Genomic DNA, 22,435 nt, shown 5'->3' with positions numbered 1-22,435 from the left:
TTTATCCCGGAAAACCCAACTTCAGCTCAAAGTCTAGCCAATGGAAAGACTGCGGGCGAGGAAGAACGCCCAGGTGGTAACAATACCTCCGAGGAGATAGTGCGCTACACCGACCGCACGACCTTGAATGATGCTCAAAGCGCGGGGTTGAATGGCCGGAGCCACATTCAGTTTGTTGTGAGCCCAGACAATGGACTCGATCAACTCTTGCCAATATCCCCGTCCACTGAACAGGAACATGAGGCTGAAGGCAAAGACAAAGTGTCCGGCGAGGAACATGATGCCATAGGCCGACAGGGCGGAACCGTAGGAGTTGATGACGTTGGCGGCTTGGGCCCAGAGGAAGTCCCGCAACCAGCCATTGATGGTGATGGCACTCTGGGCAAAGTTACCTAGGGTCACATGGGTGACACTGCCATCGGGAGAAACGGTACCCCAAACATCGGATTGCATTTTCCAACTGAAGTGGAAGATGACGATGGAAAGGGAGTTGTACATCCAGAACAGACCGAGGAAAACGTGGTCCCAACCAGATACTTGGCAGGTGCCGCCGCGGCCGGGGCCATCACAGGGGAAACGGAAACCGAGATTCGCTTTATCAGGGACAAGGCGAGAGCTACGGGCATATAGAACCCCTTTGAGGAGGATCAGGGCCGTTACGTGGATGGTAAAAGCGTGGATGTGGTGAACCATGAAGTCGGCAGTACCCAGGGTGATGGGCATCATGGCGACTTTACCGGCAACGGCAATGGTTTCTCCGCCAAAGGCATAGCTGGCAGTGGCCAAGGCATTGGGAGCGGTGGCTCCGGGGGCCAAGGTGTGCAGGTGCTGTACCCATTGGGCAAAGATCGGTTGCAGTTGGATGGCCGTGTCGGAGAACATGTCCTGGGGACGGCCTAAAGCCCGCATGGTGTCGTTGTGGATGTAGAGACCGAAGCTATGGAAGCCGAGGAAAATACATACCCAGTTGAGATGGGAAATGATGGCGTCACGGTGGCGCAGCATCCGATCCAGCAAGTTATTAACGTTCTTGGCGGGATCATAATCACGCACCATGAAGATGGCGCCATGGGCACCGGCCCCTACGATGAGGAAGCCGCCAATCCACATGTGGTGGGTGAACAGGGATAACTGCGTAGCGTAATCGATCGCCTGGTAGGGATAGGGCGGCATCGCATACATGTGTTGTGCAACGATGATCGTCAAAGAACCTAACAGGGCGAGGTTAATGGCTAATTGAGCGTGCCAAGAAGTAGTCAGGATTTCATAAAGTCCTTTGTGACCTTCCCCAGTGAAGGGGCCCTTGTGGGCTTCGAGGATCTCTTTCATGCTATGGCCGATGCCCCAGTTCGTGCGGTACATATGACCGGCAATGATGAACAGGACGGCGATCGCCAAATGGTGGTGAGCGGTATCAGACAACCAGAGGCCGCCGGTGACTGGATTCAATCCCCCTTTAAAGGTGAGGAAGTCTGAGTAGACTCCCCAGTTGAGGGTAAAGAACGGTGTCAAACCTTGGGCAAAGCTGGGGTAGAGTTCCGCCATCTTGCTCGGTTCCAAAATAAACTCGTGGGGAAGGGGAATGTCCTTAGGAGCAACCCCAGCATCCAAAAGTTTATTAATGGGCATGGAGACGTGGATCTGGTGACCCGCCCATCCCAAGGAGCCTAAGCCCAACAAACCAGCCAAATGATGGTTCATCATCGACTCCACATTTTGGAACCATTCCAATTTGGGAGCTTTGACGTGGTAGTGGAACCAGCCAGCGAACAGCATCAGGGCAGCCATAACCAAACCGCCAATGGCGGTGCAGTAGAGCTGATAGCTGTCGGTGAAACCGGAGGCCCGCCAGAGATAAAACAGGCCAGACGTAATCTGAATACCGTGGAAGCCACCGCCCACATCCCCGTTCAAGATGCCTTGACCGACAATGGGCCAAACCACTTGGGCACTGGGTTTAATGTGGGTAGGGTCGGCTAACCAACCTTCGTAATTGGAAAATTTCGCGCCGTGGAAGTACATTCCACTTAACCAAACAAAGACCACAGCGAGGTGCCCAAAGTGAGCACTGAAGATTTTGCGCGAAACATCTTCTAAATCGCTGGTCTGACTATCAAAATCATGGGCATTGGCATGGAGATTCCAAATCCAAGTGGTGGTTTTGGGACCTCTAGCTAAAGTCCGGTCGAAGTGACCCGGCTTGCCCCACTTCTCGAAGGAAGTTGGTACCGGGTTGTTATCAACCGAGACTTTGGCCTTAGCCTCTCTTTCGGGTGGACTAATTGTCATGCAGGGTTCTCCTCGCTCGACAATGAACTATTAAGGGTTTCCTATGCAGAATAGTGTAATAGAGGAAGCGTAAAAAAGGGAATTAGTTTTCGCTTCATAATAACGATGTTAAACCTTGCACAGATAGGCGTTTTCAGCAAACATCACTAGAAGATAATACGGCCTCCCCCCCCCTAGGCAAGACCTGCGTAACAATAATTAAAAATTGCCCCAGCCCTGACCAGTTCTAGCTCCTAGATTTTGCAAAGACTTACAAAAGTCAAGACAAAGTTGAACTTTGTTACAAAAATTTACAGCATTTTCATCAACTTACAACTGATAGCAATGGGCACCGTCAAAAATTAGATAGAAATTAATCAATGTTGTTGCTATAACAGCTTTAATTTTAAGAAATGTTAAGAAGCGGATTTTGACAATGATCTCCATAGATAAAAGTTATGATCGCCCTTGGAACGAGGGGCAAGTTTTACAAATTGGCTCAGAGTCCGCAAGGGGAAATCAGCCCGATGCTCCGGCTTGGACTTTACTGGAGTGTTTTGCGGAGGTTAAAAACCCTTGGTTGACCCTCAGGGGGGAACGGTGGCGGGATGATCGGGAAAGGAAATTGGATTATTGGCGGGTGGAAAAGGCTGACTCTTTAATAGTGTTGCCCCAACAAGGCGATCGCCTGCTTTTACCCCATCCCATTTTCCGGCCGGGTATAGGTAGGGCAACTTGGGATTTCCCTGGAGGGCGGCTAACAGATCTAGCTAAGGTGGAGCTAACTTTGGCTGAAATCCTTCATCGGGAACTGGAAGTGCCTCCCCATGCCATTGCCGAAATAACTCCCCTCAATGACGGGGGTTGGGCCGTCAATAGCTCTTTTTCCAACCAAAAGCTATATGGCTATTGGGCCAGGATCGATGGAGATTTTCGGCTCAGCCCCAAGGCGATCGGGGCCGAGTTCCAAGTTCCCTCACAACTGGTAGATTTGCTGAGAATTTTGGACTGTTTGCAATGTCGAGCACTGCTGCGGGAATGGCAACAGATTAACACCCTATTTACGTAATTCGGATATTTATGTAATTCGGATCAAACTCTCAAATTTTCCCTTGGAGTGGACTGCCACCCCGTAGCCTGCCTCTTCCTCCAATTACCCAGACTTATCATTCACTTAAGCAAATGGTTGTTGATCTGGAATTTTATTTCCCCTATGATATGGTGTAACAAATAACACTCTTTCTATGCATCTAGGTTATACCATTGTCGCTTGACTATGGTAATGCCCCTTTGGGGCCTGGATAAGATCAGCCATTTGGGCCGTCACTTTGGATGTATTAGCTTTCCCTGTCTGGGTTCTGGCAGTCCCAGATTCCTAGCACCGAGTAAGCCGGAAAATTCTTCGGTGACCGGGATGTTTGGACGGCGAAAGTGGAATCTTGTTAACAAAATTTCCCACAACCCCCATGTTAGAAAGTTTAAGTCGAATTATCTGGCTAGTACCTTGCTACGCTCTTTTGGGTGCCCTGTTAGCGGTCCCCTGGTCACCGGGCTTAACTCGACAAACGGGGCCAAGGCCGGCAGGCTATATAAGCACATTAATGACTTTTGTTGCATTTTTGCATAGTCTGTTGGTGCTTATACATATTTGGCAGCAACCCGCCATCGATCTTTCCTTCCCCTGGCTACATGCCGCTGACTTAGAAATTAACTTTGATTTAAAAATATCCACTGTTAACATCGCCGCCCTGGTTTTGATTACTGGGTTAAATTTGGGGGCACAGATTTATGCCATCGGATATCTAGAAAGGGATTGGGGCTGGGCCAGATTTTTTTCCCTAATGGCTCTGTTTGAGGCGGGATTATGCACTTTAGTGTTGTGTAACTCCCTGTTTTTCAGCTACGTTGTCCTGGAAATTTTAACCCTAGGTACTTATCTTCTCATTGGCTATTGGTTCAATCAATCCCTAGTGGTGACCGGGGCTAGGGATGCGTTTTTAACTAAACGGGTTGGAGATTTAATTTTGTTAATGGGGGTAGTTGCCCTCCTGCCTTTGGCTGGAAGTTGGAATTATGATGATTTGGCCCAATGGGCTGCTAGTGCAGACTTAAATCCCACCGCTGCCACCCTGCTTTGTTTGGCCTTAATTGCTGGACCTTTGGCTAAATGCGCTCAATTTCCTCTCCATCTCTGGTTGGATGAAGCCATGGAAGGTCCAATTCCCGCCACTATTCTAAGGAATACATTGGTGGTTGCAACGGGAGCGTGGGTTTTGGTAAAGGTACAACCGATTCTGGCCCTTTCTCCTGTGGCTTTGACTGTCATGATTGCTATCGGTTCCGTAACGGCGATCGGTGCTTCTTTAATTGCGATCGCCCAAATAGATATTAAGCGCTTCCTTTCCTATGTAGTTAGTGCTTACATGGGCCTAGTGTTTATTGCCGTGGGTACTGGTCAAGGGGAAACAGCTCTACAACTGATTTTTACTTACACCTTTGCCATGGCAATTCTGGTGATGTGTGTGGGGGGCATTATTCTCAACAATGTGACCCAGGATTTGACCCAATACGGTGGTCTTTGGAGCCGTCGTCCAATTTCTGGTTTGAGTTATCTGGTAGGGGTTGCATCCCTTATTGCCCTACCTCCCTTTGGGACTTTTTGGGCTTGGCTAAAACTGGCAGAAAATCTATCAGCTACATCCCCTTTGCTAGTCGGGGTATTACTAGTGGTGAACCTGCTCACTGCTTTCAATGTAACCCGTGGATTTTGTTTGATTTTTGGTGGTGAAGCTAAGCCGATGACCGTCCGATCGCCAGAGGGATTGTGGGCATTGGTGTTGCCCATGGTTGTGACAGTAGGTTTTGCTCTACATCTGTCCCTAATCCTAAAGCAAGGAAATTTATTACCTGATTTTGCCGACATTAATTGGGGCTTAAGCTCAGTCCTCATTGCGTCTAGCTTACTGGGTGTGGGAAGCTCAGCCTTTATTTACCTCAATCCTAAAATCACTAAACCAATTGACTTACCTTTGCCTGTAGTACAAAACTTTTTTGCCTATGACTTGTATACAGATAAGTTCTACAAACTCACTATTGTCGCCGTCATTGATTCAATTTCTCGCTTAATTAACTGGTTTGATAAAACCTTTGTGGACGGAGTGATTAATTTAATTGGGATTGTAACAATTTTTAGTGGTCAGAGTTTGAAATATAACGTTTCTGGTCAGACGCAATTTTACGTTCTTTCCATTGTCCTAGGCCTGACTTTAATTGGCGCCTTTCTTAGCTATTCTTTGCTTGGCCAAGCATTTTAAGCCCAAGACCAGGAAAATCAACTGCAAGCCAAGGCCAATGAATGCAATCTGTTCAAATTTGATTTTCCATTGGCAAGATTTACCTTCATCCAACTGACTTATCACCTCTTTTTGCCATGCTTAGCCTGCTCTTAATCCTGCCAGTTATCGGAGCTTTGATTATTGGCTTTTTTCCGGGCAACATACCAGCCAAACAACTTAGACAAATCACCGAAGTATTCGCTGTTTTGACCCTGGTGTGGTCATTGCTAGTGTTGTTTAAATTTGATGTTACAGACCCCCAGTTTCAATTCCAGGAGTATTTGCCTTGGATTCCCCAGCTTGGTTTGAACTATAGCCTTGCCATTGATGGATTATCTCTGCCCCTCGTAATTCTTAATAACCTGTTGACAGGGGTGGCGATTTATAGCATTGGGCCTAACGTGAACAGATCAAGACTTTACTATGGGTTGATCTTGCTAATTAATGCCGGTATTTCCGGTGCCCTATTAGCCCAAAATCTACTTCTATTCATCGTCTTCTACGAACTAGAATTAATTCCCTTCTACTTAATGATTGCCATTTGGGGTGGGGAAAAACGGGGTTATGCCTCCATGAAGTTTCTGCTCTACACTGCCTTTTCTGGTTTGTTGGTGTTAGCAGCCTTTCTCGGCATGAGTTTACTAAGTGGTAGCCATTCCTTTGATTACAATCCAGAAATTACCCAGACCTTTACCGAGTCAGCCCAAACCATTCTGTTGATTCTGATTTTGTTGGGTTTTGGCATCAAGATTCCCCTGGTTCCCCTACACACTTGGTTACCCGATGCCTACACGGAAGCTTCCCCAGCCACGGCCATTCTATTGGGAGGCATTTTGGCCAAACTAGGAACCTACGGTATTATCCGCTTTGGTCTGCAACTATTTCCCCAAACCTGGGCCCAGTTTGCCCCGGTGTTAGCTATTATTGGTACAGTTACTGTACTATACGGAGCCCTCTCGGCGATCGCCCAAAAAGATATCAAACGGATGGTGGCCTATAGCTCCATTGGCCACATGGGATACATCCTAGTGGCCGCCGCCGCCGGTACCGAGCTGAGTGTTTTAGGGGCAGTGGCCCAAATGGTTAGCCACGGTCTAATTCTGGCTCTGCTGTTCCATCTGGTGGGCATCGTCGAACGGAAAGCTGGCACCCGCGACCTGGATGTATTGAATGGTTTGATGAATCCCATTCGGGGTTTGCCCCTAACCAGTGCCCTATTAATTACCGGGGGCATGGCCAGCGCTGGCATTCCTGGTTTGGTGGGTTTTGCAGCGGAGTTCATCGTTTTCCAAGGTAGTTTTCCCACTTTTCCCATTCCGACTCTACTTTGCATTCTGGCTTCCGGTCTAACAGCAGTTTATTTTGTCATTCTTTTAAACCGCACCTGCTTTGGCAAACTCGATAATCAAAGAGCCTACTATCCGAAAGTATTAGCCTCGGAAATGATCCCAGCCCTGGTACTGACCGCCATTATTTTCTTCCTCGGTGTTCAGCCCAACTACTTAGTACATTGGACACAAACCACCACCAATGAAATGATTGCCCAGTTACCCCATGAAACCTCCGCCATTGAGCAATTAGCCCAAGGGGTGACCTTGCCATAACTCTAACGCCGTTGCCATTGTCCATTGCATTTAGTGCAGTTTATTTTTCCCGGTGAATCTTAAATGACTACCCTGACCCCAAAAGCTACCTTACCCCCCTCCACCCATCCTTTTGCCGACGTTATCCATCGCCTCGAAGCCGGTGGCTCCATGTTGCCGGACACTCCGGAAAACTTGATGCAGATCATAGGTATTTACAAAGCCTATGCTGTGCCCATGGATTTTTACTGGCGGGATCTGCTCTACATTGCGGAACGGGTATTTCTCAATCCCTTGCGTTTCTTTAAATATTTTCTGCCCCAGGAATATTTAGATCTTGCCAACCACTATGCTGGCGAAACTGCTGATCTGAGAATCTGGCGGGGAGAGGCTTCTGCCCACCCTGAGTTGCTGGAGTTTATGGAAAAAGGCAACACCACCAAAATGCCTAAACTGTTCCATCACCTCTGGCATGACCGCATCAACATGGAGTTTGCAGAGGCATGCATGCAAGCAATGCTATGGCATGGCCGGGACATGGGCATGGGTAAATTTGATACCTACCTAGATAGTGACGAATATAAAGCCAACGCAGATAAAGCGATTCGAGCTTACTTTAAGGGCAATCCCCCGATGTTGGCGTTATATAAACTTTTCCCTGATTTATTTTTAGAACAGGTCAGAGAACTATCCTACTACTCAAATTTGGGGCTTTTTTGGGAAGTAATGGCCCCCGTATTTTTTGAAATGTCCGACATTTACGATGAGGGCGGTTTTAAAGGAGTTCCTGATGCCATGAACTTCTTAGTTAACGGTATTTTTGCCATTGCTGGCCGCCCCATTTATCACCATGTTTATATTGATGGCGAATGTTTAGAAATTATTCCCAAATCTAAGGGTTTTACCTGGCTTTATGAAGCGGCACTACCCTATGTGGAAGCTGTTTTTTACCGCACTGCACCATTCCGGGGGACCAAATCCTATAATGCCCAGGCCAAACAGGTGCCGGAAGAACAAAAGGATTTTCACTATGGTATTTTGTATGCCGATGTATTCCCCGTTGGTACTGCGGGCATTCCCCCCACGCTGTTGATGGATGATATGTTGCACTTTTTGCCACCATATTTAATCGAGTATTATCAAAAACATTGCCGGGGTGAGGACGATATGTTGGTGCAGTTGGGGATCACTTTCCAGCGCTCAATGTACAATGTTACCTCAGCAGTCATCCAGGCTTTGCGGACGGCATTGTTATATCCCCTAGATGATCCGAACCCCCGGCATTTGGCTAAGAATCGGCAATTTTTTGAAGCTCAAATAGACCGATTTCTTCGTCCTGAAGCCCGCTTGAAAGATATTCAAAGCGATAGTTATCGTTAATTTGATAGCTGGTCTAGTCAAAATGGTGACGAACATTTAGATTAAGATGAATTGTCTATAAATCCTTTGTCATTGCCGTCGTCTTAAACTTAGCCCGACTAGTCATAACGATTACTAGAATCAGTTTTTTGACAGCTTCCCTTCCGTTTGACTGACTAATTCAATTAAATCCATGCCTAACATTGTTGAAATTGCGGTGTCTGACGAGCGATTCTCCACCTTGGTGACCGCTGTCACTGCGGCCAATTTGGTTGACGTGTTGCAAAGCCCTGGGCCCTTTACGGTTTTCGCTCCCACGGATACGGCCTTTGCCAAACTCCCCCCCGGTACCATTACCACCCTGGTACAAAATATTCCCCAATTGGCTCGGATTTTAACCTACCACGTGGTTGCCGGGAAGTTTACCCAAGCTGATTTATGTCGCCTATCAACTGTTGATTCAGTAGAGGGCTCCCCGATCGCCATCGACTGTACGGAGGGGTTTGAAGTGAAAAATGCCACGGTAATCATCCCCGATATCGAAGCGGACAACGGCATTATCCATGTGATTGACAACGTGATTTTAATGGGATAGGCATGGTGTGCGACCTGTTCAAAACCTTTAGCCCAGGGGAGGATACCTTGGTATTCCAACTGCGGAGCTAATGGACTAGGATGGAAAATAGTGATCCCAGCGGTAATGCTGTTGGTAGGAGCCATCTGTGAACAACTTTTCCCCCAAATTTGTTACCGTCAACCAATCAGGCCTGGGCTGTGGCTTGACTGTCCTTGCCGTGGCCATGCTCCTCAGTGCCATTGGTCTGAAATGGGTTGTCAATGGCATTGCTCTGTTGATTTTGCTATTGTTTCTGGCACCAACGGTGGGCTTTTTGGTATTCCGCTGGTGGCTGAAGAGAAAATTGGTGGATGGGGAGTGTCCCGTTTGTCAGTATCACTTCACTGGTTTTGACGGTCAGCCATGCCGATGCCCCAGTTGCGGGGAAGAGTTGGAAGTGAGCAATGGACAATTTACCCGCCCCACTCCCCCTGGAACTATTGACGTACAAGCGGTGGATGTATCAGTTAAAGCACTAGATGAGTCCTGAGTGTTGCCCTAATGTATTCCAGCAAAATTTTCACTGTCGTTCCGATAGCCAATGGGCGATCGCCGGGGGCAGATCCCGTTGTACTTTACCACTGACATACATGCCAATATGACCCACGGGGAAAGATTGGACGGTGTAGTCACAGTTTTCCGGCAAATAGTCCCCCAAAGCTAGGGAAGAAGCAGGGGCCACCAAGTGGTCTTTTTCCGCATATAAATTCAATATGGGCATGGTCAAATTATGCAGATCCACCAGGCGATCGCCAATCATCACTTCCCCTTTGATCAATTTATTTTGTTGATAAAAATCCTTGAGGAATTGACGGTAAGTTTCCCCCGCTTGATCGGGACTATCAAAAATCCATTTTTCCATGCGTAGAAAGTTTAACAATTTCGCTTCATCCCCCATAATATCGGGCACATCAAGATACTTTTGGTAACCTAATTGCAGGGGTTTAAGCATGAGAAATTCTAGGTTAAGATAATCCCCTGGAATATTGCCCATGGCATCCACCATTAAGTCAATATCTACTGCTTCGGCTCCCAAGGTACAGCCTCCCCGGGCGTTCAATAAAGTACCGGGTTGTTCAAAGTCCACCGGAGCCACCATCACCACCAAATTTTTAACCTTATCCGGGAATAGAGAAGCGTAACACAGGCTAAATGTGCCCCCCTGACAAACTCCTAACAACGTAATTTTTTCTTGCTGGGAGCGTTGACAAATAATATCGACACAGTTGTTCAAATATCCAGACAAATAATCTTCTAGGGTCAACCAACGATCGCCCCGGGAGGGATAACCCCAATCAATTAAATACACGTCCAAACCCAGTTTGAGGAGGTTGGCCACCAGGGAGCGTCCTTCCTGCAAATCCACCATGTAGGGGCGATTTACCAGGGCGTAAACAATTAAAACCGGGATAGGTAAGGGATTTTCCACCACCGGTTGGAAACGGTAAAGAATAACCTTATCTTCCTGGTAAACTGCTTCTTTGGGGGTAAAGCCCACCTGGATGTCATCTTCATTCAAACCCTGCAAATTTTCCAAGCCAGAGAGAAATTTTTCAGTAAAATCTAGGGTTTCATGGAGATTTTCTTCTAACCCCACCTGAGCAAAAAAAGGCAACATAATTTTTAACCAATGAACGATAAAAAATAGTAAAAACATTGATGGTGAATTAACTATCCATCGGATCTGAACAAAAATGTCCAGAATCCAAAAGCTCGAAATGCAATGGGACTAAATCCAATAAAGTAACTTTTAGCCTGGGTTTGCTTCTGTTTCTCCCAATCGTTTTTTCAAACTTTTAACTTCTTTCCGCAACTGATAAATGGTTTGATGAATTTCATCCACCTCTGAGCGGGTAGGGAGGTTCAGCATTTTTAACCATGCTTCTAGAATCTCCTGTTGCTGAATGCGATAACGATTCAAGGCATTGATGAATTTGCCCCGTACTTTCAGATTTTTTTCCTCACAAAAAGCTTCTTCAAACACTTGGTCAGCGGCGATCGCCCACCGTTGTTGAAATTCCTTCCAGGTTTTAACGGGTTTATCTTCCTTAGCCCGGGCCAGTAAATCTTCCATCAAAGCAGCAAAGCCCCGGTATTGAATATCTGCTTCCAGTAATTGATAGTCTGCCATGGCCTGGGATAACTTAACCCAATCGTCAAAGGCCCGCAATAATTTGCCATTCATTTCCCGACTGGGCCCCAGCAAAGGCGATCGCATAAAACTGCTCAGGTTTTTGTTGTAGAGGGCATCGCCGTAGAGATTATTTAAATCTAACCAAGCATGGATGTCCCCGGTGGGTAATTTGCCCAGGGGGGCGACGCTACTCTGCCAGGTGGAGAGCCAGAGTTGGGAAAATCTTTGTACTTCCTTGATGTAACACTGCCATAAACCATCCATGTCCCCTTGGAGAGCTTGGGTGGTGGCGGTATATTGCTCAATTTGGGTTTGTAGCTGTTTTAGGTAGCCCTGCACTGCCCCTGGCGCCGAACCATTATCCAATTTAGGCCACAGGCTTTGCCAAGCTTCAAAAGAAAGCTTAAGTAACTCTCCATAAAACTGCTGGGATTGGAGGAACTGTTGGGGCAAAGACTCAAAGGACTGGGGAGCCGAGCCCATCATGGCGCCGGCCCCGCCCTTGGCCATGAGGTCAAACCAATTCTTCCAAGCCTGGCTACTGGACTCCAGCCAAAACTGACTGAGGGGAGTCATGAGTTCTGTCCAGGTTTTATTTGTCGATTCCATGGTCAAAATCCACCTTACTACTGGCCGCTACCTGAATTATGGCTCAGCTTTTTGGGGTGGCAAGTGTTGCTCTGGAAGATTTGTCATGGGAAGGGAGAATTCCAGCCGAATCTAACCTTGGCCGCCGAACTGCCGCTGATAAACTTCGTCTTCTTTTTCGGTGATAATTTTCAAATCTGAGCGGGGATAGGCTACACAAAGTAGAGCATATCCCTCAGCCTGTAGTTCCGCTGAAACTCCCATGCCGTCAGCCTGCTCCGCTGTGCCTTCGGTGATTAACGCCGCACAGGTAGTGCAAACCCCAGCGCCACAGGAAGTAGGTAGTTGTATCCCCTCATCATCCGCCGCTTGGAGCACCGTTTTATCCTCGGGAACGGAGATGGTATAGGTCTGACCCTGGTGTTGGATTTCGGCGGTGTAGGTGTTAACCATGGCAAAGCGGTAATAATAAAAGAATTAATGGGATTTTTGGCCAATGAACACTCTAGCAAGTTTTGGATAGGCTGTTAACCAACCTGAGGAGTATCAACCTGGCCACCATTGTCGCCACGGTAGCGGGTCAGAAAAATAATTTTTCCTTGGCGATCGCCTGGGGGAAGACCGAATCTGGGCCATGACGAACCCAGGTTAAAATCAGGGCATAATCTGCGTAACTCTTTTTAAATCAACAAGGAATTTTCTATGGCATCTAACAGTACGGCAGACGGGAAAGATCGTTTTTTCAGTGCTTTGATTTATGTGATTCCCCTCATTGATGCATTCATGTTTGGGGGATTTTTATTACAACAATTTCCTGTTTTACAGATAATTTACTTGCCCATTATGCCCCTGTTGCAATTCTATTATCAGTTTCCCTTTGCCTCTTTTATCATCTTTATTGTGCTGTTTATGGCAGTGGTGAGAAACAACAATATCTCCCACTTTATCCGCTTCAATGCTATGCAAGCCATCCTAATTGGCATTCTCCTATCCTTGTTTGGCTTAATCGTTGCCTACGTGATCCAGCCAGTGTTTGGCCAGGGACTAGTTACCGAAACCCTCTACAATTTTGCTTTCCTTGGGGCCTTAGCCTGTGGATTTTTCGGCATTGTTCAATCAGTGCTGGGACGCTACGCAGAAATTCCCACCATTTCCGACGCGGCCTATTCCCAAGTGCGCTTTTAATTACCCACGTTGATGGACCCTGCCTCTGACCAAGTTGATTAACTGGAGCTATTTTTCCTGACCATGTCTGATAGTCGTTTAAATCTGGTGGCGATCGCCATTTTCCTAATGATGATGTCTGCCCTGGTGGGGCCGATAGTGCACCTTTCTCCGGCTATTCCAGCAGCGGCGACCTTAGGGATTTTGGGCATAATCACAGCGGATCAAATTAGTTGGCAGGGCAAGGGGACAGACTTTTTTGTCGGTCTCTTCCAAACCAAAGCGGAAAAAGAGAGAATTTTGTGCCATGAAGCAGGGCATTTTCTGGTGGCCCATTGCCTACAAATTCCCATTACTAACTACAGTCTTAGTCCCTGGGAAGTTCTGCGCCAGGGAGCCGGGGGAATGGCGGGCATCCAATTTGATACGACCAATCTAGAAAATCAGTGTCGGGATTGGCACCTCCGCCCCCAAGCTCTGGAACGTTGGGCTACGGTTTGGATGGCGGGCATTGCCGCAGAAAAAATTATCTATGGTGAATCCCAGGGAGGAAACGGCGATCGCCAACAGCTACGCCAAGCTTTTCGTCGGGCAGGACTGCCAGAAATTAAACTACAGCAAAAGGAAAGTTGGGCTTTTCTCCAAGCTAAAAACCTGCTGGAACAACACCGCCAAGCCCATGGTCAGTTGCAACAAGCCCTGGCCCAACGGCGATCGGTAGAAGAATGTCGCCATCTTCTCGCCCAACATCTAGGAGAGCCTGCTGTTGGTTCCAATTGACTGTTTTAGTTAAACCAAATAAGTTGAAGTGAACTTTTTGAACGGCCATCGTCCACTTACATCCGGGGAGCGATTTCAGGAGATACCATTGGGGCAATCATCTCTAGACTATGGTGTTGGTGTCGGCCTGTTATCATACTATTGTTGGCAGTCAGCACAATCGTTGAAAATAGTTTAAGTGCTTTTGTCTTTTTCCTCCGACACCACTGGCTGCATTAGCCTTGGTCAGCAAGAATTCTTTCCCTAACACTCGCTAACTATCATGAAATTTAACACGGAATGCTTACCCGATGTTATCAACAAAATTGAGAGTGACCGCGAAAGAATTAGACTAAAGAAAATTATTTACGGTCTGACCAACAAAGTTTGGGAAAACGATCCGAAGGTTGTGGGCAGTTGCTCCACTTACACACTACTAGTGAACTTAGTTAAAGTCCAACCAGAGATCAAACGTTTGGTGTCGGACATGTATAACCTGATTGAAAGCCTGAATCGAAAGGAAGCCTATGTGCCGATCGCCAAAAACTTGCTAGATATTATCGCTCCCATTTATGGCATTACCTCCGATAGCATCAGCCAATCATTGTTAGAAAACCTATTAGACGAAAAAGAAGAAGAACAAAAACGTCAGCGGAAAACCTGTCTTAACTTACTGGAAGTAGTAGTCAAGGATGAAATTTATAACGAACTGCAAAAACTACCCGTCAACGTCGCCAAATTTGTCAGCATTGCCGAGGTGGCTAGCTATACACTAAATCGCTTGCCCCCCATGTATGTGGCCAGTGAAGAAGGAAAAGCATTTCAGATGCAACGAGTTGAACAGATGCGAGGGGAGATTCGCACCGCTGTGCTAAGGGGAATTGGCGCAATTATGCGGGACCCTCTAAAAAAATCCACCCCTCTAAATATCGATGAAATAGACTCCTTTAGTACAGCCCATTCCATTCTGATAGAACTAGAAGAATTTGCCCGTAACATTGGCGTTGCCCAAGACAAAGTTAGCCTAGATGAACTTTCTAGCAAAATTCGGCGGGGGGTGAGGGACTACCATGCCGCTTTATTAGACCTAGAACAAGTGCTCGACGTTTATGGCATTGCCTATGAAAAAATAACCGCTAAAAACTTAGCCTCTGTAGTGCGCAAAATTTTGCGACAAATCGAAAAAAATCAACGGGATGGGCGGCATACAACTCACACAGATAATGATGCAACCTACTTACAAAGACGTCGGCAGGAGTCCCTAGATGCCCAACAAACTTCTATTATAGAATTTACCGACAATGATCAAGATAATGGTGATGAAACCTTTGCTGATTCCATTCGTGACTGGTACAGTTTTTAGCTGATTAAAAATCTATTTGAAAGTCTTGTCATTATTGATTTTCCTGGCAGCTTTTTCAAGCCGTCACCACCGGCTCGCTTAGTTCAAAGGATTTATCAAAATTCCGCCTTAGCCAAGTTAAGCAAGTTTGATTAAACTTATTTGGGCACTCGTCATGTAAACAGTGGCCGACTCCAGGCCAAAGTTGAAATTCAATTTTTTTGTTCAACAGGGCAAATTGCTGGCCATATCGACAGGGGATAAACCGATCGCCATCTCCCCAAAGCAACAATATGGGTAAATCCAGGGTAGGCAATAACTCCTTCACCGACGGCGCAAAGTGGGACTGACGCACAGAGCTAAACAATTGCCGAAAGGCAACCTCTGCCCCCAAATCCTGGGGAGGAGAACAAATAATTTGCACCAATTCCTCTTCAAACTGGTCTAGATCAAGCTGTTCCTGCCGCAAACCATAGGCCAAACCGGCCCAACGCTTGATAATCGGGGGACGACGAACAAACTTGAATAGGCCATTGAGTAACCAAGGAGGGGAAAAAGCGCTTTCCACCTTTTCAATCCAAGGTCTTAAAAAACGAGGGGCGGCCTGCTGACGAAGAGAAACGTCCGGCAAACTTGCCATAATTAATCCGGCCACTAGGGTTGGACTTTCTGCTGCCATAGTTAACGCCACCAGGGAACCAATGGAATTTCCCACTAACACGGTGGGACAGCCAATTATTTCCCGACAGAAATCCCGCACCTGGTCTGCCCAGGAGTAAGCACTGTAACGTTCGTCAGCTTTGCGGGAACCACCAAAACCAAGCAAATCAATGGCGTAAACGCTGGTGTGTTGAGCAAAAAACGACATGTTGTAACGCCAATGCTCGATCGCCGCCCCAAAACCATGGATAAGCAACAGGGGAGGTAAACCAGTGGGCTCAATAGGGTGACGAAAACTATACCGAATTTGCCAACCCCGCCAACTCCATTCCCGCTGACAACCAATGCGTTCATCCCATCGTTTTATTCCTTGCCTATCCTGGGATTGGGTGGTCAGAATATCACCGGTCAATTGTTTTCACCATCGTAATTGAGCTTGAAATGGATAGGAGCGCAAAAATCATCAATGCCTTGCTCCAAAACATAGGCCACCACCAGGGGCGCTAACAGGGGATGACAGACTTTGCGTTCGCTAAGGTGATTGACCACTGTACTGATGTTATTGTCTTTTAATGCCGCCGGAAAACCCCCCTCACAAATGGCTACTCGGCATCTTTTGGCCAAACCCTCTAGCCAATCATTGCGATCGGGCTGTTGCCCCACTTGGATGCCCAGGGTCAGGGCCGCATCTTCTAAATTACCTTCACAATCCTCGATGGTATCCAGCGCCTGCATTGCCTCCGGACAATGGGCAAGTTGGTCACGGTAACGGGCGATCGCCTGGGAGGTAATGGTGGTCATCGGCTTTTCAATTATGATCCAGCAAAACTGCATTCTAGCGGCCAACAGTCCGGGCGCAACAGCAAGGCAAGTGGGAAAAAAGCAACTTTTGCAAAAGAGGGTAAATCAGTTATGATGAGAAATTGTCAGTTTTTACTATGACCATGAACGCCCAAGCCATAATCAATTCCATTGAGGCAGAGTTTCTCAAAGAAGACCTGCCCACCATCCATGTCGGTGACACCATCAAGGTTGGGGTCAAGATTGTCGAAGGTGGGAAAGAACGGATCCAACCCTACGAAGGCACCGTCATTGCCAAACGCAACGGCGGCATCAGCGAAACCATTACCGTACGGAAAATTTTCCAAGGTGTTGGTGTGGAAAGGGTTTTCCTGCTCCATTCTCCCCGGGTTGCCAGCATCAAAGTGTTGCGCCGCGGTAAGGTTCGTCGGGCCAAACTTTACTATCTCCGGGATCGGGTTGGTAAAGCTACCCGCATCAAGCAGCGGTTTGACCGGGCTCTGTAGTCAGCGAAACTGTGATCTCCAACACCAATGGCGATCGCCATCGATGGGAATTGGCAGCAAATTAGGGTATGATGGTGCCAGAGTGCAGACTCCAGGGCTAACCTCAGCCCAGACTATGCGTCCTTAGTTCAGTTGGTAGAACGCAGGTCTCCAAAACCTGATGTCGGGGGTTCAAGTCCTCCAGGGCGCGTTGACCACCAATTACCTCGCCAACGATTGTTACGCAATTATTCGACTTTGCGTTCGGTGATGTTCCAGATTTTCTCATTAGTTATAACGATTTGGGAGGCAAGAAAAACCTGTGGTTAAGAAGGAAGCGGTCAGAACCGACAGTACCGAAGACAATTCCGTGGACAATGTCCAGGCCCGGAGCAACTTCATTGCAGCCACCAAAGATGAGTTGGCAAAAGTGGTTTGGCCCTCCCGTCAACAGCTAATCAGCGAATCCGTAGCCGTGATTTTGATGGTTATCTTGGTTTCGACGGTTATCTACTTCGTTGATCAAATCTTTGGCTGGATTACCAAACAACCTTTCCTTTTCGGTTAACGAACTCAGTGGAGCCAAGGGGTCGGTAAATTACTGCCCAATAAGCTTTGACTTTCTTTCGATAGCTGATGAGAAACTTCTAGTCAAGCTTCCTGTTAAGTTATCTAAGTAAAATAAGATTTTTATTTCTCAGCTACGCCCTCGATATTTTTTATTTTTTCGATCCTGTTGAAGTTTTAGAAATTCTAAATCCCCAACATTCACTCTGCCCAGTCTTGCTCAAACTTGAGCCTGGATTGCCGGCAATCCCCCCAGTCAATATTCCTCGTACATGTTGTCATGAGCTTCACTGACGATCAATCTCCGGTCGCGGAACAAAACAAAAAAACACCCTCCGAAGGCCATTGGTTTGCCGTACAGGTAGCCTCTGGCTGTGAAAAGCGGGTTAAGTTAAACCTTGAGCAGAGGATTCACACCTTGGACGTGGCTGATCGCATCCTCCAGGTGGAAATTCCCAAAACTCCCATCGTAAAAATCCGCAAAGACGGGGCAAGGGTGCAGGGGGAAGAGAAAATTTTCCCTGGCTACGTGCTCATCCGCATGATTATGGACGATGACGCTTGGCAGGTGGTAAAAAATACCCCCCACGTGATCAACTTCGTCGGCTCTGAGCAGAAGCGTCACTATGGTCGGGGGCGGGGCCACGTTTTACCCATGCCCCTCAGTCATGGGGAAGTGGAACGAATCTTCCGTCACGTGGATGAGCAGGAACCCGTGGTGAAAATCGATATGGAAATCGGTGATCACATCATGGTGCTCTCCGGCCCCTTTAAGGATTTTGAAGGGGACGTGATTGAAGTCAGTCCAGAAAGAAGTAAGCTAAAAGCCTTACTGTCCATTTTCGGTCGGGAAACCCCGGTGGAATTGGAATTTACCCAGGTGGAAAAACAGAATTAAACCCTTTAGTGGGAGATTGGAAGTAAATTCTCGCTCCCCGCGGTGGGTTTGATCGCCGTTAATTCACATCCTAATCACATTAACTTAGACATACATAAGCAATGGCCAAGAAAGTCGTCGCTCTGATTAAACTGGCCCTGCCCGCTGGCAAGGCTAACCCTGCTCCCCCCGTTGGTCCCGCTTTGGGTCAGCATGGGGTTAATATCATGGCATTTTGCAAAGAGTACAATGCCAAGACCGCCGATAAGCCTGGGATGATTATTCCTGTGGAAATTTCGGTGTTTGAAGACCGTAGTTTCACCTTTATCCTCAAAACTCCTCCTGCTTCGGTGCTCATCCGTAAAGCCGCTGGGGTGGAAAAGGGATCTAGTGAACCGAATAAAAACAAAGTGGCTTCCATTACCCGGGAGCAACTGCGGGAAATTGCCCAAACAAAATTGCCTGACCTTAATGCCAACGACATTGATGCGGCCATGAATATTATTGAAGGCACAGCCCGCAATATGGGTATTACTGTCAACAGCTAAGTTTGAGGGCCTAGACCCAATAAGTTTTCCATTTATTTCGGGGAGAAGTTCCCTACTTCGCCAGTACCCAAGGAGTTACCAAATCCATGACTAAAAAGCTTTCAAAACGCATGCAGGCGGCGATCGCCAAGGTAGATGACAGCAAACTCTATAGCCCGTTAGAGGCCATGGAGTTGCTCAAGGAAACCGCCACTGCCAAATTTGATGAGACGGCCGAAGCCCACATCCGTCTGGGCATTGATCCCAAATACAGTGACCAACAAATTCGGACCACTGTTTCTTTACCCAAAGGAACAGGGCAAACAGTACGGGTAGCCGTGCTAGCCCGGGGGGAAAAGGTCAAGGAGGCCACCGATGCTGGGGCTGACATTGCCGGTTCTGAGGAATTGATTGAAGAAATTCAAAAGGGCATGATGGACTTTGACGTGCTCATTGCCACCCCTGATATGATGCCCAAAATTGCCCGGTTGGGTAAACAATTGGGGCCCCGGGGTCTCATGCCTTCTCCCAAGGGGGGAACGGTAACCGCAGACCTGGCCGCGGCGGTAAATGAATTTAAAGCCGGAAAATTAGAATTCCGGGCTGATCGTACGGGCATCGTTCATGTTATGTTTGGAAAGGCCTCTTTTTCCGCCGATGATTTATTGGCGAATTTAAAAGCGCTGCAAGAGACCATTGACCGCAATCGTCCTTCGGGGGCAAAGGGTCGTTTCTGGCGCACCGTATTTGTGTCCAGTTCCATGGGTCCTTCCATCCCTGTAGACATCAATGCTTTACGCGATCTGAAGTTTGAGGATAACTAAGCGACGACAATTTCCGAGTCATTTCTAGCCACTATTTATTTAACTGGCTATGCCAAAGACCGCAGGAGCAATTAGGGTTGCTTAATTAACCTGCCGAGGTTGAAGCCTGAATCAAGATTTGAGTTTGTTGGGGATTTGCTTCCTTGACAGCTTTTGATCCTCTGCTTCAGCCCCGGCGATCGCCAAGGGGCATTTTTATTGTGTGTTTAATGCTTGCTATCCCAACCCCAAGGAGGTGAAACCCGAATGGGAAGAACGAGAGAAAATAAAGCGACGGTAATCAGTGATGTTCAGGAGTTATTCCAGGACGCTCAAATGACGGTGATCATTGATTATCAAGGGTTAACCGTTGCCGAAATTACCGATTTAAGAAACCGGCTCCGCCCCCTGGGTGGAACCTGTAAGATTGCCAAAAATACCCTTGTCCGTAGGGCACTGGCAGGACAAGAAGCCTGGTCTCCCATGGAAGAATTTCTGACGGGAACCACCGCTATTCTTGTCTTGAAAGAAGACCTGGGCGGCGCAATTAAGGCTTACAAAAAATTCCAGAAAGATACCAAAAAAACCGAACTACGGGGTGGGGTATTAGAAGGAAAAAGCCTAACCCAAGCTGACGTGGAGGCGATCGGTGATTTGCCTTCCAAAGAGCAACTTATGGGTCAAATTGCCGGCGGCATCAATGCCCTGGCTACCAAGATTGCCCTGGGCATCAAAGAAGTTCCAGCTTCCGTGGCCCGTGGTCTCCAAGCCCATGTGGACAAAGAATAGGGTTGTTTTCACCCTGTTCACCCCAAAGTCATTTGTTTTTGGTTTGTCTAATCAGATTTAACCTACTTACCTATAGGAGTCATTTCTATGTCCGCTGCAACCGATCAAATTTTAGAACAGTTAAAAAGTCTTTCCTTGTTGGAAGCTTCCGAGTTAGTTAAACAAATCGAAGAAGCTTTTGGTGTTAGCGCCGCTGCCCCCGTTGGTGGCATGGTTATGGCCGCCGCTGCCGCTGCCCCCGCCGAAGCCGCTGAGGAAAAAACTGAATTCGACGTTATCCTCGAAGAAGTTCCTGCCGACAAGAAAATTGCTGTGCTGAAAGTTGTCCGCACCATCACCGGTTTGGGTCTGAAAGAAGCCAAAGAATTGGTGGAATCCACCCCCAAAGCCATCAAAGAAGCTACCGGTAAAGATGATGCTGAAGCCATCAAAAAACAAATCGAAGAAGCTGGTGGTAAAGCCGCTGTTAAATAATCGTTTGGCATATTTGCTATTTGCCTAATTATTTAGCCGGTCATTTACTTTCTGTTCACTTTTTTTGGAAGCTAAATTATTAGACTCCAATTCCCAATAATTTCTTTTTCGGGCTAGGATATTTCCTTGGCCCGTTTATTTTTATCTATGCCTCGTTCCAAAAAATACTTAAAATAAGAGACTGGTCAGTCAGCATTGGTTATTTTATGGGAAACACGTTTGGCAGTTTATTTCGCATTACCACCTTCGGTGAGTCCCATGGGGGCGGCGTGGGGGTAATTATTGATGGTTGCCCTCCCCGATTGGAAATTTCCCCAGAGGAAATCCAAGTAGACCTAGACCGGCGGCGGCCAGGACAGAGCAAAATTACCACCCCTCGTAAGGAAGCAGATCAATGCGAAATTCTCTCTGGCGTGTTCGAGGGTAAAACTCTGGGTACACCGATCGCCATTTTGGTGCGAAATAAGGATGCCCGTTCCCAGGATTACAATGAGATGGCGGTGAAATATCGTCCTTCCCACGCCGATGCCACCTATGAAGCGAAATATGGCATTCGCAATTGGCAAGGAGGAGGTCGCTCTTCTGCTAGGGAAACCATTGGCCGGGTGGCCGCAGGGGCGATCGCCAAAAAGATTCTGGCCCAGTTTAACGGGGTGGAAATTGTGGCCTATGTGAAAAGTATCCAAGACATTGAGGCGACGGTGGACAGCAATACGGTGACCTTGGAGCAAGTGGAAAGCAATATTGTTCGTTGTCCCGATGAAGAATGTGCCGAAAAAATGATTGAACGCATTGACCAGGTGCTACGACAAAAAGACTCCATTGGCGGGGTGGTGGAATGTGCGATCCGTAACGCTCCCAAGGGGTTGGGGGAACCAGTGTTTGATAAGTTGGAAGCGGATTTGGCCAAGGCAATGATGTCCCTCCCCGCTACCAAGGGGTTTGAGTTTGGCTCTGGTTTTGCCGGTACTTTACTGACTGGTAGTCAACATAATGATGAGTACTACCTGGATGAAGCGGGGGAATGGCGTACTCGCACCAACCGTTCTGGGGGGGTTCAGGGAGGCATCAGCAACGGCGAACCCATTATTATGCGCATAGCATTTAAACCTACTGCCACCATTGGTCAAGAGCAAAAAACCGTTAGTAACATTGGGGAGGAAACCACCTTAGCCGCTAAAGGTCGCCATGATCCCTGCGTTTTGCCCCGGGCTGTGCCCATGGTGGAAGCGATGGCTGCATTAGTACTTTGTGACCATTTGTTGCGATTCCAAGCCCAGTGTAAAACTTTATAAAACCCTAGG

24 protein-coding genes, 1 tRNA gene and 1 other annotated feature are annotated in these 22,435 nt (G+C 47.5%); of the genes, 19 read left to right on the top strand and 6 right to left on the bottom strand.

What is annotated here, in order from left to right; all coding sequences use genetic code 11:
* Nucleotides 1-33 precede the first annotated feature (33 nt).
* Complete coding sequence (gene psaA, locus C7I86_RS04450) at nucleotides 34-2,289, bottom strand: photosystem I core protein PsaA (RefSeq protein WP_014407086.1); 2,256 nt, start codon at nucleotides 2,287-2,289, stop codon at nucleotides 34-36.
* 415 nt (nucleotides 2,290-2,704) lie between these two features.
* On the opposite strand from psaA, the gene C7I86_RS04445 reads away from it, so the two are divergent.
* The 6 genes from C7I86_RS04445 to C7I86_RS04420 all read left to right on the top strand — a co-directional run bounded on the left by C7I86_RS04445 (nucleotide 2,705) and on the right by C7I86_RS04420 (nucleotide 9,651).
* Entirely contained in the window at nucleotides 2,705-3,337 is a 633-nt protein-coding gene (locus C7I86_RS04445) for a hypothetical protein (protein ID WP_010872066.1), read from the top strand.
* Nucleotides 3,338-3,734: 397 nt separating this feature from the next.
* A complete protein-coding gene (locus C7I86_RS04440) occupies nucleotides 3,735-5,582 on the top strand; it encodes an NAD(P)H-quinone oxidoreductase subunit F (protein ID WP_010872065.1) in 1,848 nt (615 codons plus the stop codon).
* 116 nt (nucleotides 5,583-5,698) lie between these two features.
* Complete coding sequence (locus tag C7I86_RS04435; protein WP_010872064.1) at nucleotides 5,699-7,207, top strand: NADH-quinone oxidoreductase subunit M; 1,509 nt, start codon at nucleotides 5,699-5,701, stop codon at nucleotides 7,205-7,207.
* A gap of 63 nt (nucleotides 7,208-7,270) precedes the next feature.
* A complete protein-coding gene (locus C7I86_RS04430) occupies nucleotides 7,271-8,566 on the top strand; it encodes a CO2 hydration protein (protein ID WP_010872063.1) in 1,296 nt (431 codons plus the stop codon).
* Between the two features lie 172 nt (nucleotides 8,567-8,738).
* A complete protein-coding gene (locus C7I86_RS04425) occupies nucleotides 8,739-9,140 on the top strand; it encodes a fasciclin domain-containing protein (RefSeq protein ID WP_010872062.1) in 402 nt (133 codons plus the stop codon).
* Nucleotides 9,141-9,267: 127 nt separating this feature from the next.
* Nucleotides 9,268-9,651: a hypothetical protein gene (locus C7I86_RS04420; protein WP_010872061.1), complete on the top strand. Its 384-nt coding sequence runs from the start codon at nucleotides 9,268-9,270 to the stop codon at nucleotides 9,649-9,651.
* Nucleotides 9,652-9,681: 30 nt separating this feature from the next.
* Here C7I86_RS04420 and C7I86_RS04415 read toward each other — a convergent pair whose 3' ends face one another.
* The 3 genes from C7I86_RS04415 to C7I86_RS04405 all read right to left on the bottom strand — a co-directional run bounded on the left by C7I86_RS04415 (nucleotide 9,682) and on the right by C7I86_RS04405 (nucleotide 12,336).
* Complete coding sequence (locus C7I86_RS04415; RefSeq protein WP_041425936.1) at nucleotides 9,682-10,779, bottom strand: class III poly(R)-hydroxyalkanoic acid synthase subunit PhaC; 1,098 nt, start codon at nucleotides 10,777-10,779, stop codon at nucleotides 9,682-9,684.
* A 132-nt stretch (nucleotides 10,780-10,911) separates the two neighbouring features.
* Nucleotides 10,912-11,904, bottom strand: coding sequence for a class III poly(R)-hydroxyalkanoic acid synthase subunit PhaE (gene phaE, locus C7I86_RS04410; RefSeq protein ID WP_010872059.1), 993 nt, complete (start codon nucleotides 11,902-11,904; stop codon nucleotides 10,912-10,914).
* Between the two features lie 111 nt (nucleotides 11,905-12,015).
* A complete protein-coding gene (locus C7I86_RS04405) occupies nucleotides 12,016-12,336 on the bottom strand; it encodes a 2Fe-2S iron-sulfur cluster-binding protein (RefSeq protein ID WP_010872058.1) in 321 nt (106 codons plus the stop codon).
* Between the two features lie 62 nt (nucleotides 12,337-12,398).
* Between C7I86_RS04405 and C7I86_RS19370 the strand changes: the two genes are divergently transcribed.
* The 4 genes from C7I86_RS19370 (at nucleotide 12,399) to C7I86_RS04390 (ending at nucleotide 15,169) form a co-directional block, all read left to right on the top strand.
* Entirely contained in the window at nucleotides 12,399-12,521 is a 123-nt protein-coding gene (locus C7I86_RS19370; RefSeq protein WP_255345281.1) for a hypothetical protein, read from the top strand.
* A gap of 64 nt (nucleotides 12,522-12,585) precedes the next feature.
* Nucleotides 12,586-13,068 (top strand): Tic20 family protein, encoded by a 483-nt coding sequence (locus tag C7I86_RS04400; protein ID WP_010872057.1) that lies wholly within the window; start codon nucleotides 12,586-12,588, stop codon nucleotides 13,066-13,068.
* Nucleotides 13,069-13,131: 63 nt separating this feature from the next.
* The gene (locus C7I86_RS04395; protein ID WP_010872056.1) at nucleotides 13,132-13,827 is read left to right on the top strand and encodes a hypothetical protein; all 696 of its coding nucleotides are present in this window, start codon (nucleotides 13,132-13,134) and stop codon (nucleotides 13,825-13,827) included.
* A gap of 262 nt (nucleotides 13,828-14,089) precedes the next feature.
* On the top strand, nucleotides 14,090-15,169 hold the full coding sequence (locus tag C7I86_RS04390) for a late competence development ComFB family protein (protein WP_010872055.1): 1,080 nt from the start codon (nucleotides 14,090-14,092) through the stop codon (nucleotides 15,167-15,169).
* 55 nt (nucleotides 15,170-15,224) lie between these two features.
* On the opposite strand, the gene C7I86_RS04385 is transcribed toward C7I86_RS04390, so the two are convergent.
* Entirely contained in the window at nucleotides 15,225-16,220 is a 996-nt protein-coding gene (locus tag C7I86_RS04385; RefSeq protein WP_020861560.1) for an alpha/beta fold hydrolase, read from the bottom strand.
* Entirely contained in the window at nucleotides 16,217-16,609 is a 393-nt protein-coding gene (locus tag C7I86_RS04380; protein ID WP_020861559.1) for a hypothetical protein, read from the bottom strand. The genes C7I86_RS04385 and C7I86_RS04380 overlap by 4 nt, the downstream gene beginning before the upstream one ends.
* Nucleotides 16,610-16,746: 137 nt before the next feature.
* On the opposite strand from C7I86_RS04380, the gene rplS reads away from it, so the two are divergent.
* The 9 genes from rplS to aroC all read left to right on the top strand — a co-directional run bounded on the left by rplS (nucleotide 16,747) and on the right by aroC (nucleotide 22,426).
* Nucleotides 16,747-17,115 carry a 50S ribosomal protein L19 gene (rplS, locus tag C7I86_RS04375; RefSeq protein ID WP_010872052.1) on the top strand — a complete coding sequence of 123 codons (369 nt, stop codon included), beginning with the start codon at nucleotides 16,747-16,749 and terminating at the stop codon, nucleotides 17,113-17,115.
* 117 nt (nucleotides 17,116-17,232) lie between these two features.
* Nucleotides 17,233-17,305, top strand: a tRNA-Trp gene (locus C7I86_RS04370).
* A 111-nt stretch (nucleotides 17,306-17,416) separates the two neighbouring features.
* A complete protein-coding gene (secE, locus tag C7I86_RS04365) occupies nucleotides 17,417-17,662 on the top strand; it encodes a preprotein translocase subunit SecE (protein ID WP_010872051.1) in 246 nt (81 codons plus the stop codon).
* A 279-nt stretch (nucleotides 17,663-17,941) separates the two neighbouring features.
* Entirely contained in the window at nucleotides 17,942-18,559 is a 618-nt protein-coding gene (gene nusG, locus C7I86_RS04360) for a transcription termination/antitermination protein NusG (protein WP_010872050.1), read from the top strand.
* A 101-nt stretch (nucleotides 18,560-18,660) separates the two neighbouring features.
* On the top strand, nucleotides 18,661-19,086 hold the full coding sequence (rplK, locus tag C7I86_RS04355; protein ID WP_010872049.1) for a 50S ribosomal protein L11: 426 nt from the start codon (nucleotides 18,661-18,663) through the stop codon (nucleotides 19,084-19,086).
* Nucleotides 19,087-19,172: 86 nt separating this feature from the next.
* The gene (gene rplA, locus C7I86_RS04350; protein ID WP_010872048.1) at nucleotides 19,173-19,889 is read left to right on the top strand and encodes a 50S ribosomal protein L1; all 717 of its coding nucleotides are present in this window, start codon (nucleotides 19,173-19,175) and stop codon (nucleotides 19,887-19,889) included.
* A 34-nt stretch (nucleotides 19,890-19,923) separates the two neighbouring features.
* Nucleotides 19,924-20,095: a sequence feature (ribosomal protein L10 leader region), on the top strand.
* Nucleotides 20,096-20,135: 40 nt separating this feature from the next.
* A complete protein-coding gene (gene rplJ, locus C7I86_RS04345; RefSeq protein ID WP_010872047.1) occupies nucleotides 20,136-20,657 on the top strand; it encodes a 50S ribosomal protein L10 in 522 nt (173 codons plus the stop codon).
* 87 nt (nucleotides 20,658-20,744) lie between these two features.
* Complete coding sequence (gene rplL, locus C7I86_RS04340; RefSeq protein WP_010872046.1) at nucleotides 20,745-21,131, top strand: 50S ribosomal protein L7/L12; 387 nt, start codon at nucleotides 20,745-20,747, stop codon at nucleotides 21,129-21,131.
* A gap of 206 nt (nucleotides 21,132-21,337) precedes the next feature.
* On the top strand, nucleotides 21,338-22,426 hold the full coding sequence (gene aroC / locus C7I86_RS04335; protein ID WP_010872045.1) for a chorismate synthase: 1,089 nt from the start codon (nucleotides 21,338-21,340) through the stop codon (nucleotides 22,424-22,426).
* Nucleotides 22,427-22,435 lie beyond the last annotated feature (9 nt).

Origin of the sequence: Synechocystis sp. IPPAS B-1465 (assembly GCF_003015225.1) — a bacterium.
Lineage (GTDB): Bacteria > Cyanobacteriota > Cyanobacteriia > Cyanobacteriales > Microcystaceae > Synechocystis.
This window is presented reverse-complemented; position numbering and strand designations above follow the sequence as displayed.

Excerpts from the sequence above, each read along its gene's own strand:
- C7I86_RS04380 (WP_020861559.1), bottom strand. The coding sequence starts at position 16,609 with ATGACCACCATTACCTCCCAGGCGATCGCCCGTTACCGTGACCAACTT.
- C7I86_RS04395 (WP_010872056.1), top strand. The coding sequence starts at position 13,132 with ATGTCTGATAGTCGTTTAAATCTGGTGGCGATCGCCATTTTCCTAATG.
- rplS (WP_010872052.1), top strand. The coding sequence starts at position 16,747 with ATGACCATGAACGCCCAAGCCATAATCAATTCCATTGAGGCAGAGTTT.
- rplA (WP_010872048.1), top strand. The coding sequence starts at position 19,173 with ATGACTAAAAAGCTTTCAAAACGCATGCAGGCGGCGATCGCCAAGGTA.
- rplJ (WP_010872047.1), top strand. The coding sequence starts at position 20,136 with ATGGGAAGAACGAGAGAAAATAAAGCGACGGTAATCAGTGATGTTCAG.
- phaE (WP_010872059.1), bottom strand. The coding sequence starts at position 11,904 with ATGGAATCGACAAATAAAACCTGGACAGAACTCATGACTCCCCTCAGT.
- C7I86_RS04430 (WP_010872063.1), top strand. The coding sequence starts at position 7,271 with ATGACTACCCTGACCCCAAAAGCTACCTTACCCCCCTCCACCCATCCT.
- C7I86_RS04405 (WP_010872058.1), bottom strand. The coding sequence starts at position 12,336 with ATGGTTAACACCTACACCGCCGAAATCCAACACCAGGGTCAGACCTAT.
- psaA (WP_014407086.1), bottom strand. The coding sequence starts at position 2,289 with ATGACAATTAGTCCACCCGAAAGAGAGGCTAAGGCCAAAGTCTCGGTT.
- rplL (WP_010872046.1), top strand. The coding sequence starts at position 20,745 with ATGTCCGCTGCAACCGATCAAATTTTAGAACAGTTAAAAAGTCTTTCC.
- rplK (WP_010872049.1), top strand. The coding sequence starts at position 18,661 with ATGGCCAAGAAAGTCGTCGCTCTGATTAAACTGGCCCTGCCCGCTGGC.
- C7I86_RS04415 (WP_041425936.1), bottom strand. The coding sequence starts at position 10,779 with ATGTTGCCTTTTTTTGCTCAGGTGGGGTTAGAAGAAAATCTCCATGAA.
- C7I86_RS04425 (WP_010872062.1), top strand. The coding sequence starts at position 8,739 with ATGCCTAACATTGTTGAAATTGCGGTGTCTGACGAGCGATTCTCCACC.
- C7I86_RS04390 (WP_010872055.1), top strand. The coding sequence starts at position 14,090 with ATGAAATTTAACACGGAATGCTTACCCGATGTTATCAACAAAATTGAG.
- C7I86_RS04440 (WP_010872065.1), top strand. The coding sequence starts at position 3,735 with ATGTTAGAAAGTTTAAGTCGAATTATCTGGCTAGTACCTTGCTACGCT.
- C7I86_RS04445 (WP_010872066.1), top strand. The coding sequence starts at position 2,705 with ATGATCTCCATAGATAAAAGTTATGATCGCCCTTGGAACGAGGGGCAA.
- aroC (WP_010872045.1), top strand. The coding sequence starts at position 21,338 with ATGGGAAACACGTTTGGCAGTTTATTTCGCATTACCACCTTCGGTGAG.
- C7I86_RS04400 (WP_010872057.1), top strand. The coding sequence starts at position 12,586 with ATGGCATCTAACAGTACGGCAGACGGGAAAGATCGTTTTTTCAGTGCT.
- nusG (WP_010872050.1), top strand. The coding sequence starts at position 17,942 with ATGAGCTTCACTGACGATCAATCTCCGGTCGCGGAACAAAACAAAAAA.
- C7I86_RS04435 (WP_010872064.1), top strand. The coding sequence starts at position 5,699 with ATGCTTAGCCTGCTCTTAATCCTGCCAGTTATCGGAGCTTTGATTATT.